12 protein-coding genes are annotated in these 12,513 nt (G+C 46.3%); all 12 read left to right on the forward strand.

All coding sequences use genetic code 11. The annotated features are described in order from the left end of the window. A complete protein-coding gene (locus tag H2R00_RS02415) occupies window positions 1–384 on the forward strand; it encodes an Asp23/Gls24 family envelope stress response protein (RefSeq protein ID WP_031304734.1) in 384 nt (127 codons plus the stop codon). Window positions 385–675: 291 nt separating this feature from the next. Beyond that, on the forward strand, window positions 676–1,065 hold the full coding sequence (gene nusB / locus H2R00_RS02420) for a transcription antitermination factor NusB (RefSeq protein ID WP_154997688.1): 390 nt from the start codon (window positions 676–678) through the stop codon (window positions 1,063–1,065). A gap of 16 nt (window positions 1,066–1,081) precedes the next feature. Further along, complete coding sequence (gene folD, locus H2R00_RS02425) at window positions 1,082–1,930, forward strand: bifunctional methylenetetrahydrofolate dehydrogenase/methenyltetrahydrofolate cyclohydrolase FolD (RefSeq protein ID WP_076793466.1); 849 nt, start codon at window positions 1,082–1,084, stop codon at window positions 1,928–1,930. An 82-nt stretch (window positions 1,931–2,012) separates the two neighbouring features. Continuing rightward, window positions 2,013–3,362, forward strand: a complete 1,350-nt coding sequence (gene xseA, locus H2R00_RS02430) for an exodeoxyribonuclease VII large subunit (RefSeq protein WP_154997690.1) — start codon at window positions 2,013–2,015, stop codon at window positions 3,360–3,362. Beyond that, window positions 3,355–3,615 (forward strand): exodeoxyribonuclease VII small subunit, encoded by a 261-nt coding sequence (locus H2R00_RS02435; protein WP_020452133.1) that lies wholly within the window; start codon window positions 3,355–3,357, stop codon window positions 3,613–3,615. The genes xseA and H2R00_RS02435 overlap by 8 nt, the downstream gene beginning before the upstream one ends. Beyond that, on the forward strand, window positions 3,605–4,495 hold the full coding sequence (locus tag H2R00_RS02440; protein ID WP_154997692.1) for a polyprenyl synthetase family protein: 891 nt from the start codon (window positions 3,605–3,607) through the stop codon (window positions 4,493–4,495). Before H2R00_RS02435 ends, H2R00_RS02440 begins: the two co-directional genes overlap by 11 nt. 233 nt (window positions 4,496–4,728) lie before the next feature. Beyond that, on the forward strand, window positions 4,729–6,630 hold the full coding sequence (gene dxs / locus H2R00_RS02445) for a 1-deoxy-D-xylulose-5-phosphate synthase (RefSeq protein WP_182070398.1): 1,902 nt from the start codon (window positions 4,729–4,731) through the stop codon (window positions 6,628–6,630). Then, a complete protein-coding gene (locus H2R00_RS02450; protein WP_154994148.1) occupies window positions 6,627–7,472 on the forward strand; it encodes a TlyA family RNA methyltransferase in 846 nt (281 codons plus the stop codon). Before dxs ends, H2R00_RS02450 begins: the two co-directional genes overlap by 4 nt. A 164-nt stretch (window positions 7,473–7,636) precedes the next feature. After that, a complete protein-coding gene (ahrC, locus tag H2R00_RS02455) occupies window positions 7,637–8,086 on the forward strand; it encodes a transcriptional regulator AhrC/ArgR (protein ID WP_003183369.1) in 450 nt (149 codons plus the stop codon). Window positions 8,087–8,117: 31 nt separating this feature from the next. Further along, window positions 8,118–9,848, forward strand: coding sequence for a DNA repair protein RecN (gene recN, locus H2R00_RS02460; RefSeq protein ID WP_182070399.1), 1,731 nt, complete (start codon window positions 8,118–8,120; stop codon window positions 9,846–9,848). A 147-nt stretch (window positions 9,849–9,995) separates the two neighbouring features. Continuing rightward, a complete protein-coding gene (gene spoIVB, locus H2R00_RS02465; RefSeq protein ID WP_043927930.1) occupies window positions 9,996–11,312 on the forward strand; it encodes a SpoIVB peptidase in 1,317 nt (438 codons plus the stop codon). A gap of 289 nt (window positions 11,313–11,601) precedes the next feature. Then, window positions 11,602–12,402, forward strand: coding sequence for a sporulation transcription factor Spo0A (gene spo0A, locus H2R00_RS02470; RefSeq protein WP_154994145.1), 801 nt, complete (start codon window positions 11,602–11,604; stop codon window positions 12,400–12,402). The last annotated feature ends 111 nt before the right edge of the window (window positions 12,403–12,513 follow it).

A 12,513-nucleotide genomic window follows, 5' to 3' on the forward strand; every position in this document is an offset into this window, starting at 1 on the left:
ATGAGCCATGAAGACAATCATTTAGGAAAAGTGGAGATCGCTCCGGAAGTCATCGAAGTCATTGCCGGAATCGCAGCTTCCGAAGTTGAGGGCGTAGCTGAAATGCGCGGTAATTTCGCGACAGGTGTCGTTGAACGGTTTGGAAAAAAGAATCACGGAAAAGGCGTCAAAGTTGATTTGTCCGACGACGGAATTATCATTGATGTTTATTGCGTGATGATGTTTGGCGTTTCGATTCCTAAAGTTGCAAATGCCGTTCAGGATAATATCCGCCAGACGCTTCTCAATATGACAGCTCTTTCGATTAATGAAATCAATATTCACATCGTTGGCATTCAATTCGATTCAAAAACGCACGAGGTGGAAGTCGATCAAGAGATGTAGTGCGGTGAAGTGGAAGAACCAAGGGGAATGACGGCCCTTTGGTTTTTTCATGTTCCGTTTAAAAAATAACGTTTAAAAGCATCTTTCCGCCGTTATCGATCAAAAATAAGAGAAACCGGAAAGTTTGTTAAGAAGTTCGAAAAACGAATGATAATAAATGATTGTTCCGTATTATTCGGTTATTGACGATAAAACCGCGATTTTTGCATGCGGAAAGACTAAAAATATGATATGATCTCTTTGTGGCTTAAACGGCAAGCAGCAAAGAGGGTTAAAGGAGAAAAAGAAAGAATGAAAAGAAGAACAGCAAGAGAAAAGGCTTTGCAGTCACTATTCCAGATTGATGTCAGTGATATTGAACCGAATGAAGCGATGCAGCATGCCTTGGACGGGCAGGAAAGCGACGCTTTTTTCGAGCAGCTTGTTTACGGGGTCTTAGAGAACAAAGAGAAAATCGATGAGATGATCAAACAGCATCTCGTCAATTGGAAGCTTGACAGGCTGGCGAATGTCGACCGCGCGATTTTGCGTTTGTCCGCCTATGAAATGATCTTTTTAGATGACATACCTGTCAACGTCTCTATGAATGAAGCGATTGAACTGGCAAAGCAATTTGGTGATGACAAGTCGGCGAAGTTTGTAAACGGTGTTCTTTCTAACATTAAATCCGATCTTGAATAATCTAGGAGGAGAGCAAATGACAGCAACCATCATCGACGGGAAAGAAACAGCAAAGGAAAAGCGCGGGCAGCTGGCCAAGGAAGTTGAAGAGCTGAAAAAACAAGGAGTTACCCCGGGACTGGCCGTTATTTTAATTGGTGATGATCCGGCGTCTCTTTCATATGTACGGGGAAAGAAAAAAGCAGCTGAAGCAATGGGGATTCGTTTTCAGCTGGATCATTTCGATGCAAGCTTCTCTGAACAGGAGCTGCTTGAAGTGATTGACCAGTACAACCAAAATGACGACTTTCACGGAATTCTTGTCCAGCTGCCTCTTCCGGATCATATTTCCGAACAAGCGGTGATCGAAAGAATATCCCCTGACAAAGATGTTGACGGTTTTCATCCATTAAACGTAGGGAAGATGCTGCTTGGCGAAGATACATTTCTGCCTTGCACACCTGCGGGCATCGTGGAGCTTTTAAAGAAAACCGAGATTGATCTGTCGGGAAAAGAGGTTGTTGTCGTCGGGCGAAGTAATATCGTCGGAAAGCCGGTAGGGCAGCTGCTCTTGAACGAAAACGCAACCGTTACGTACTGCCATTCAAGAACGGCCGACATTACGGCTCATACAAAAAAAGCCGACATTTTGATTGTCGCTGTCGGAAAGGCGAATTTCATTAAAGCGGATCAAATGAAAGAGGGAGCCGTTGTCATCGATGTCGGCGTCAACCGCCTTGACAACGGAAAGCTCGTCGGTGATGTTGATTTTGAAGAAGCGAAGGAAAAGGCTTCTTATATTACACCTGTACCGGGCGGTGTCGGTCCGATGACGATCACAATGCTGGCCCATAACACGGTTAAATCAGCGAAGCGTACAATTTAACTTTAATGTACAACCGTTCATCCGCCTGGTCTCGCGCCGGCGGATGAACGTTCTTGTGCCTTCTTAGAAAGGAGACTGTGCCATGAGTGAAATATCATTTGTCACGGTCACGGCTTTGACAAAATATATTAAGCGCAAATTTGACGTGGACCCCCATCTTGAAGATATTTGGATCAAGGGCGAGCTGTCAAATGTTAAAATACATAGCAGAGGCCATATTTATTTTACATTGAAAGATGATAATGCCCGCATTCAATCCGTCATGTTCGCCAGACAAAACAGAAATCTCGCCTTTACCCCTGAAAACGGGATGAAAGTATTGGTGAGAGGCGGCATTTCGGTATATGAACCGAGCGGCAACTATCAGCTTTATGCAAAAGAAATACAGCCGGACGGCATAGGTGCGCTTCATCTCGCGTATGAGGAACTTAAGAAAAAGCTATCGCAAGAAGGCTTGTTTGATGAAAAATACAAGAAACCCATCCCCGCGTTCCCATCCGTCGTCGGTGTTGTCACGTCTCCAACTGGAGCGGCTGTACGCGATGTGATCACCACCATTAAAAGAAGATACCCCCTTGTAAAAGTGATCGTCCTTCCTACGCTCGTTCAAGGAGTAAACGCGGGCGAGTCCATCGTAAGCAGCATCAAAGAGGCTAACCGCAGAGAGTTATGTGATGTATTAATCGTCGGACGCGGAGGAGGATCAATCGAAGAGCTGTGGGCATTTAACGAAGAGGCTGTCGCCAGGGCCATTTTTTCTTCTGACATTCCGATCATTTCCGCTGTCGGGCATGAAACGGATTTTACAATCAGCGATTTTGTCGCGGATTTGCGCGCGGCGACCCCGACAGGAGCGGCCGAACTGGCCGTACCTAATATGCTAGACTTGCTGGAGCGCCTGAAAACGCTCGAAGCGAGAATGACAAAATCGATGCAGCAGGAGTTGAAAAAGCGGCAGGAGCGGGTGAAAAACCTTCAGTCTTCCTATGCCTTCCGATACCCGAAACGGCTGTATGCCCAAAAGGAACAGGAATTCGATCTGATATTCGACCGCTTCCAAAAACAGCTGGCGATGACCGTCGACCGCAAAAAACAAAAACTGAACGAACAGACATACAAGCTGGAGATGCTTCACCCAGAGGAGCAGCTTAAACAAGCGAGAAAGAGGCATGAAGAGCAAACAGTCCGGCTGAAACGGAATATGAATGTGCAGCTTAAGCAGATTCACTCGCAGTTTCAAACGGTTCTTGGTAAACTGAATGCATTAAGCCCTCTCCAAGTGATGGAAAGAGGGTACAGTTTGACATATAAAGAAAACGAATTGATTAAAAGTATTGAACAGGTTCATGAAAAAGACGAGATCCGTGTCACATTAAACGATGGGACGCTGACCTGTGAGGTACTGCAAAAGAGAGGCGAAACAAATGGCTGAAGAAAACAAAACAAACCGGGAGGACCTGACATTTGAAGAGGCGATGAAAGGTCTGGAACAGATCGTATCAAAGCTTGAAGAGGGAGACGTGCCTTTGGAAAAGGCGATCGACTATTTCCAGGAAGGGATGGCTCTTTCGAAAATGTGCCACGAAAAACTGCAAAATGTCGAAAAGCAGATGGACTACATTTTGCGGGAAAATGGGGAATTAGCTCCTTTCAGTGTTCGGGAGGAGGAAAAAGGTGACCGGTAAACTTGACGGATTTTTAAATTCGAGAAAAACAGTAATCGAAGAGCGCCTTCCGATGTATATTAAAGACCTGCAAGCGCCGTCCATCCTCAAGGAATCCATGCTGTATTCATTGGAAGCCGGGGGGAAACGGCTGAGACCGATTTTGGTTCTTGCGCTTCTTCATGCGTACGGAAAAGACGAAGAAGCCGGAATTCCGGTCGGATGCGCGGTTGAAATGATCCATACGTATTCATTAATCCATGATGACCTCCCTTGTATGGATGACGATGACCTCAGAAGAGGAAAGCCGACAAACCATAAAATTTACGGGGAGGCGACGGCCATTCTCGCCGGAGATGCCTTATTAACCGAAAGCTTCAAAATGATCACTGCCAATATGCCTTCTCATGTATCCGCTGAAAAACGCATCAGGCTGGTGAATGAGCTGATTTCGGCAGCGGGGGCTGAAGGCATGGTCGGCGGCCAGATTTTAGATATGGAAGCGGAATCAAAGTCTGTATCTCTTGATGAACTGCAGCGGATTCACGAAGGGAAAACGGCTAAACTCCTCAGCTTCAGCGTCATCGCGGGGGCGATTCTTGCGGATGCATCTGAAAAAGAGATCGAAAAGCTCCGCGAATTCAGCCATCATATCGGCATCGGCTTCCAGATCAGAGATGACATTCTGGACCTTGAAGGCTCGGAGGATAAAATCGGCAAACGGATCGGATCTGACGCGACAAACGGAAAATCGACCTATCCGTCGCTCCTTTCGCTTGAGGGCGCCAACCAAAAGCTTGATGAACATATTGAAAAAGCAAAACAGCTGATTTCAGAGCTTCCGCTTGAAAAAGAGCTTCTTTACGAGTTCTGCGATATGATTGCCGCTAGGGATCATTGATACAGGGCTTCCATTTGAGCATCTAAGGCTTATTATGATAAAATGTAGAGAGTTGAACTCTAAAACGCCGCGCCGTTATCACGTTGTGTTAGCGGCTGTTTTTTCAAACGAAGCGTCCGCATATGCAAGTTTGCGCATGGGGATGAATTCATCATATAATAATTCAAGCTGAAAACCTAAAACGAAGCAAGGCGCATACTTGCAGAAATCATGCTGAAAGTGAGTTGATCCGATTGGATCTGTTATCGATAAAGGACCCTGCATTTTTGAAGAACCTTTCAAATGAAGAACTGGAAAGCTTGAGCGCTGAAATTCGCCGTTTTTTAATTGAAACGCTTTCCGAATCCGGAGGGCACATTGGTCCGAATCTCGGCGTTGTCGAGCTTACCATTGCATTGCATAAAGAATTTAACAGCCCGAAAGATAAGTTTTTGTGGGATGTGGGGCATCAATCGTATGTCCATAAACTGTTGACTGGCCGCGGAAAGGACTTCGCCACGCTGCGTCAGCATAAAGGACTGTGCGGTTTTCCAAAACGGAATGAAAGCGAACATGATGTCTGGGAAACGGGCCACAGCTCGACTTCTCTCTCCGGTGCGATGGGGATGGCGGCTGCGAGAGACTTAAAAGGGACAAACGAATATATCATCCCGATCATCGGAGACGGTGCGCTGACCGGTGGCATGGCACTTGAAGCGCTTAACCATATCGGCCATGAACAAAAAGACATGATTGTCATTTTGAATGACAACGAAATGAGCATCGCTCCAAACGTCGGAGCGATCCATTCCATGCTCGGACGGCTGCGCACAGCCGGAAAATACCAATGGGTCAAAGATGAGCTCGAGTATTTGTTCAAGCGGATTCCTGCTGTGGGCGGGAAGCTTGCCGCTACAGCCGAGCGGATCAAAGACAGCCTTAAATATCTGCTGGTATCCGGGATGTTCTTTGAAGAGCTTGGATTCACGTATTTAGGGCCTGTAGACGGTCATTCCTATGATGAACTGTTTGAGAACTTGCAGTATGCGAAGAAAACGAAAGGCCCGGTACTCCTTCACGTTATTACGAAAAAAGGAAAAGGCTATAAGCCTGCGGAAACCGATAAAACTGGCACATGGCACGGAACCGGCCCATATAAAATCGATACCGGTGACTTTGTCAAACCGAAAGCTGCTGCACCATCATGGAGCTCGCTCGTAAGCGAAACGGTCAGGAAGCTTGCCCGCGACGATGAACGGATTGTGGCGATTACTCCGGCCATGCCTGTCGGTTCAAAACTTGAAGGATTTGCAAGCGAGTTTCCGGAGCGCATGTTTGATGTCGGCATTGCGGAACAGCATGCGGCAACGATGGCGGCGGGTCTCGCGACTCAGAATATGAAGCCGTTTCTGGCGATCTATTCGACATTTCTTCAGCGCGCTTATGACCAGGTTGTCCATGATATCTGCCGGCAAAACTTAAATGTATTTATCGGCATTGACAGAGCAGGTCTCGTCGGCGCTGACGGGGAAACACACCAGGGCGTGTTTGACATTGCTTTTTTACGGCATATTCCAAATTTGGTTCTCATGATGCCGAAAGACGAAAACGAAGGCCAGCACATGGTCAACACGGCTGTCAAATACGACGACGGCCCGATTGCCATGCGCTTTCCGCGCGGAAACGGACTCGGCGTCAAAATGGATAAAGAATTGAAAACGATCCCGATCGGAACGTGGGAAGTGTTGAGACCTGGAACAGACGCGGTCATTTTAACGTTTGGCACGACCATTCCGATGGCGCTTGCTGCCGCGGAGGAGCTGCAAAAAGAAGGACGTTCGGTCAGAGTGGTTAACGCCCGTTTTATCAAGCCGCTTGATGAAAACATGCTGAAGGAAATCCTGAACGAGGGGCTTCCGATTTTAACGATCGAAGAGGCTGTGCTTCAAGGCGGATTCGGCAGCTCGATCCTTGAGTATGCCCATGAACATCAGTCATACAGTCCGATCATTGACAGAATGGGGATACCTGATCAATTTATTGAACACGGCAGCGTCGCCAAGCTTCTGGAAGAGATCGGAATGACAAAAGAAGACGTCATCAGACGAATAAGACTCTTGACGCCCGTAAAGACTCATAAAGGAATTGGATCATGACAGGAAAAAAAGAACGGCTCGATGTTTTATTAGTAGAAAGAGGGTTAATGGAAACGCGGGAAAAAGCGAAAAGGGCCATCATGGCCGGCATCGTCTATACGAATGAAAACAGACTGGACAAGCCGGGCGAAAAGGTCGACCGCACGATTCCGCTGACCGTTAAAGGAAACCCGTTAAAATACGTCTCAAGAGGCGGATTAAAACTTGAAAAAGCATTAAAAGAGTTTCAGCTCTCCGTTCAAGGCAAGCTGATGATTGACATCGGCTCGTCCACCGGCGGCTTTACAGACTGCGCGCTGCAAAACGGCGCTCTCCGCTCATATGCCGTTGATGTCGGTTATAATCAGCTCGCCTGGAAGCTGAGGCAGGATGAGCGGGTTGTTGTGATGGAACGCACCAATTTCCGGTATTGCACACCTGCCGATTTTACGGAAGGGCTGCCGGAGTTCGCAACGATCGATGTTTCTTTTATCTCGCTGAGAATCATCCTGCCCGTGCTTAAAAACATTTTAGTGCCGGGAAGCGACTGTATCGCGCTCGTCAAACCGCAGTTTGAAGCAGGGCGGGAATCTGTAGGGAAAAAAGGGATCGTCCGCGATCCTCTCGTCCATAAAGCTGTGCTTGATGACATCAGCCGGTTTGCGGCTCGAGAAGGATACGACTGCCGAAACGCTTCGTTTTCTCCGATTACCGGCGGCGACGGCAACATCGAATTTCTTCTCCATTTGCATTGGGGCGGAGAGGCGCAACCCGGAACGCCGCTAGCAGAAGAGATGATCAATCAAATTGTCGAAGAGGCTCACAAGACATTAAAAGCGAAAAAACCGGATCAGCGTGATTAAAAACCCTTGCAGGCCAGACGGGAATGCGAGGGTTTGGCCGGCACGCAAAAAGGAATAATAGTGAGCTATTATTCCTTTTTTACTGCAAACATGTACTTTTGCGACAAAATCATTTAACATAAATGTATAAACATACACAATTTGTGTATAAAACGAGGTGTGAAATGAACAAAGGTCAAAGGCATATTAAAATTAGGGAGATTATCACCGCCAATGAAATTGAAACGCAGGATGAGCTTGTCGATATTTTAAAGAAAGACGGCTATAATGTGACACAGGCCACCGTCTCGCGGGATATTAAAGAGCTTCATTTGGTTAAGGTGCCGACAAACAACGGTTCCTACAAATACAGCCTGCCTGCTGATCAGCGCTTTAATCCTCTTTCCAAATTAAAAAGATCATTGATGGACGCATTTGTCAAAATCGACTCCGCCAGCCATCTGATCGTTTTAAAAACAATGCCGGGCAACGCGCAGGCCATCGGGGCGCTGATGGACAATTTGGATTGGGAAGAAATCATGGGAACGATCTGTGGAGATGATACTATTTTGATCATCTGCCGGACGCATGATGATACCAAAGTCGTACAGAAGAAAATATTGGAGCTTTTATAAACGAAGGCCTGAAAAGAGGTGTCATGAAAGCTTGTTAGCTGAATTATCGATCAAAAACTTTGCCATTATCGAAGAATTAACCGTTTCCTTTGAAAAAGGGCTGACGGTTCTAACCGGTGAAACAGGGGCCGGAAAATCGATCATCATCGACGCCGTTTCTTTGCTTGTCGGAGGCCGCGGATCGTCCGAATATGTCAGGTATGGCGAAAAAAGGGCCGAATTGGAAGGGCTTTTCCTCCTTGACGGCGGCCATCCGGTTTTTGATTTGTGCACAGAACTGGGGATTGAGGCCTCAGATGATATGATCGTCATGAGGAGAGATATTAACGCAAACGGCAAGAGCATCTGCCGCGTCAATGGAAAACTTGTCACCATTGCCGCTTTGCGGGAAGTCGGCAGACTGCTGCTTGACATTCACGGACAGCACGACAATCAGCTGCTGATGGAGGACGAGCACCATCTTCAGCTTCTGGACAGGTTTGCGGGAGAAGAAATCGAGAATGCTTTAAAAGCGTATCAGGAAGTTTACAGCCGCTACATGGATGTCATGAAAAAGGTGAAAGAGCTTTCTGAAAGCGAGCAGGAAATGGCTCACAGGCTCGATTTAATACAGTTCCAGCTTGATGAAATCGAATCTGCAAACCTTGAGCCGAAAGAGGATGAACTTCTTCAGGAAGAGCGCCGTCAAATTGCAAATTTCGAAAAAATATATGAAGCGCTGCAAAATGCCTATAATGCGCTTCGCAACGAGCAGGCCGGGCTTGACTGGGTCGGCATGGCTTCAAGCGAGCTTGAAAACGTCTCAGGCATCAATGAAGGGCTCAATAAAGTATCTGAATCCGTAGCCAATGCGTACTACATTCTCGAAGATTCAACCTTTCAGATCAGAAATATGCTGGATGAGCTCGAATACGACCCCGAGCGCCTCGATTATATCGAATCGCGTTTAAACGAAATCAAACAGCTGAAACGCAAATATGGTGCTACTGTCGAAGATATCCAAGCCTATTCGGCTAAGATAGAGGAAGAAATCGACCGGATCGAAAACCGGGACAGCCATTTGCAGGCTTTAAAATCCCGCCTCGAATCAATCGGCAAGGATGTGGCGATTGAAGCCGCCAATGTGTCCGAAATCAGAAAAAAATGGGCGAAAAAACTGGCCAAACAGATTCAGCAGGAACTGAAAGATCTGTATATGGAAAAATCGACATTCGATACGGAATTTCATGTGAAAAAAGCGGAACGGGATGATGATGCACCCGTCGTCAACGGAATGCCGGTTCAGCTCACAAAGCACGGCATTGACAACGTCCGTTTCCTGATCTCTACAAACACGGGAGAACCGCTCAAATCTTTGTCAAAAGTTGCTTCGGGAGGAGAGCTGTCAAGAATCATGCTGGCGATGAAAAGCATTTTCTCCGCTCAGCAGGATGTCACATCGATCATTTTCGATGAAGTGGACACAGGTGTAAGCGGAAGAGTCGCGCAGGCGATCGCTGAAAAAATACACCGCGTCTCGATCGGCTCCCAAGTTTTATGCATTACCCACTTGCCGCAGGTGGCCGCGATGGCTGACACCCACCTTTTGATCACGAAACAGTCGAAAGACGGGAGAACGACGACAAGCGTCACACCTTTGTCAAAACAGGAAAAAATCACGGAAATCGGCCGGATGATCGCCGGCGTTGAAGTAACGGATTTGACGAAGCGCCATGCGAAAGAACTTTTGAATCAAGCTAAGCTCGTCAAAACCAGCGGATAAGCTGTTCATCTTGAACAGCTTATTTTTTTGTCGGCATTTTCTTATACAAACTCATTCTTATCATTTTATCCAATGTTTTTCTTCCGTTCACAGTTATAAATCGCTGTCCGGAAGGCAAAAGTAATGAATGTAGCGAAAGAAATTTATATGGTGTGGGTTAGGTGCGAGGAGAGTGAAAAGGTGGATGTTGAAAAAATCAGAAAAGCTGTGGGTATGATTCTCCTTGTTTCTTTAATAAGTGTAGGATTTTACAAACCGGTGAAAGAATACATTGTAATACCAAAAAACTTGAACATTTTTGAGACGGGTACCCGTGCGGTTGAAACGAGCTTATCCGTCAGTACTCCGAAAGATGGATCATCGGAAGCATTCACATTGAAAGAAAATCAAAACGAAGTGGAAATAAAAGGTGAAAAGAATGGAAAGGCAGAACTCGTTTATGATTTTGCCGGATTTCCAGTTAAAAAAACGAAAGTAAATGTCCTGCCTGATTTGAAAGTGGTTCCCGGCGGGCAGTCTATTGGTGTAAAGCTTCATTCCGTTGGTGTCTTGGTCGTGGGTTTTCATCAAATCAATACCTCTGAAGGTAAAAAATCGCCCGGTGAAGCAGCCGGAATCGCGGTAGGCGACATTATCACCGAAATCAACGGCACGAAAATCGAAAAAATGAATGACATTACCCCTTTTATTCAAAAGGCCGGGAAAACAGGAGAAACCTTACATCTGTCGATTAAAAGAGATAAACAGGAAATCAAAACGAAGCTTGTTCCGAAAAAAGACCAGGCTGAAGACAAATACAGAATCGGTTTATATATCAGGGATTCTGCCGCGGGAATCGGCACAATGACTTTTTTCGAGCCGAAATCGAAAAAATACGGAGCGCTTGGTCACGTGATTTCAGACATGGATACGAAAAAACCGATCGTTGTTGAAAAAGGGCAAATCGTAAAATCGACCGTCACCTCGATTGAAAAAGGAACAGGCGGAAATCCCGGAGAGAAACTGGCCCGTTTCGCATCAGAACGAAAAGTGATCGGCGATATCAACAGAAACAGTCCATTCGGGATCTTCGGAACGCTTCACGAGTCAATCAAAAACCGCATCGCTGACAAAGCCATTCCGATTGCATTTTCAGATGAAGTAAAAGAAGGCCCTGCCCAAATTTTAACGGTTATTGAGAACGACAAAGTCGAGAAATTCGATATTCAAGTCGTCAGTACGACACCTCAGAAGTTTCCGGCCACAAAAGGCATGGTGCTGAAAATCACCGACCCGAGGCTGTTGAGTAAAACAGGAGGCATCGTTCAAGGGATGAGCGGAAGCCCGATCATCCAAAACGGAAAGATCATTGGCGCCGTAACCCACGTTTTCGTCAATGATCCGACGAGCGGATACGGCGTGCATATTGAATGGATGCTGTCTGAAGCGGGAATCGATATTTATAAAAAAGAAAAAGCAAGCTGACTGCCGGATTCCTCCGGCAGTTTTTGATTTCGCCTTTTTTTCTTGAGCGTTGTGCGTTAAAATGAAAGAAGAAAAGATTTTTCGACAAATTCACGTTCCCCGGTTTGTCAAGTCGCATTTTAAGTCGAAAAATCTAGAAAATCAGAAAAAAACGGAGAAAAAGCTAGACATACCACTATTATTGGAAAAATCCTTTTTAAAAAAAGGGAATAAAGTGGTGCTGTCGAATTAAACATATTAGAAAAAGAATGATGAAATTTATCAACATACACATTGGGGAGGAAGAAACGTGGAGAAAATTAAAGTATGTGTTGCTGATGATAACAGGGAGCTTGTTGGCCTATTAAGCGAATATATCGAGGGACAAAGCGACATGGAAGTGCTTGGTGTCGCATACAACGGACAGGAATGTCTTTCTTTGTTTAAAGACAAGGAGCCCGACGTGCTTGTGCTTGATATTATCATGCCTCATCTCGACGGATTGGCCGTTCTTGAAAGGCTGAGGGAATCGCAGCTTAAAAAGCAGCCGAATGTCATCATGCTGACGGCGTTCGGCCAGGAAGACGTGACGAAAAAAGCTGTAGATTTGGGCGCGTCGTATTTTATTTTGAAACCTTTTGACATGGAGAACTTAGTCGGTCATATCCGCCAGGTCAGCGGAAACGGATCTCAATTGACACACCGTGCCCCGTCTTCTCAAAGCAGTGTGCTTCGGCCGCAGGCGGAATCGCCGAAGAAAAACCTGGACGCCAGCATCACGACCATCATCCACGAAATCGGCGTACCCGCTCATATAAAAGGCTATTTATACTTGAGAGAAGCCATCTCCATGGTGTATAACGACATCGAACTGCTCGGGAGCATTACAAAAGTGCTTTATCCGGATATCGCCAAAAAATTCAACACGACTGCAAGCCGCGTCGAACGGGCGATTCGCCACGCCATCGAAGTCGCATGGAGCAGAGGCAACATCGACTCGATTTCGTCACTTTTCGGCTACACAGTCAGCATGTCAAAAGCAAAGCCGACCAATTCAGAATTCATCGCGATGGTCGCAGACAAGCTGAGACTGGAGCATAAGGCTTCTTAACTTGCTTGTGACAAGGGTTTAATGGTGGTTATACGGCTTATACCGAATGGTGTTGTTGAAGACCTCGTCTTATGCAGACGAGGTTATTTTTTTGCGAAAATGTTCTGGTTG

This window comes from Bacillus haynesii (assembly GCF_014042035.1).
GTDB lineage: Bacteria > Bacillota > Bacilli > Bacillales > Bacillaceae > Bacillus > Bacillus haynesii.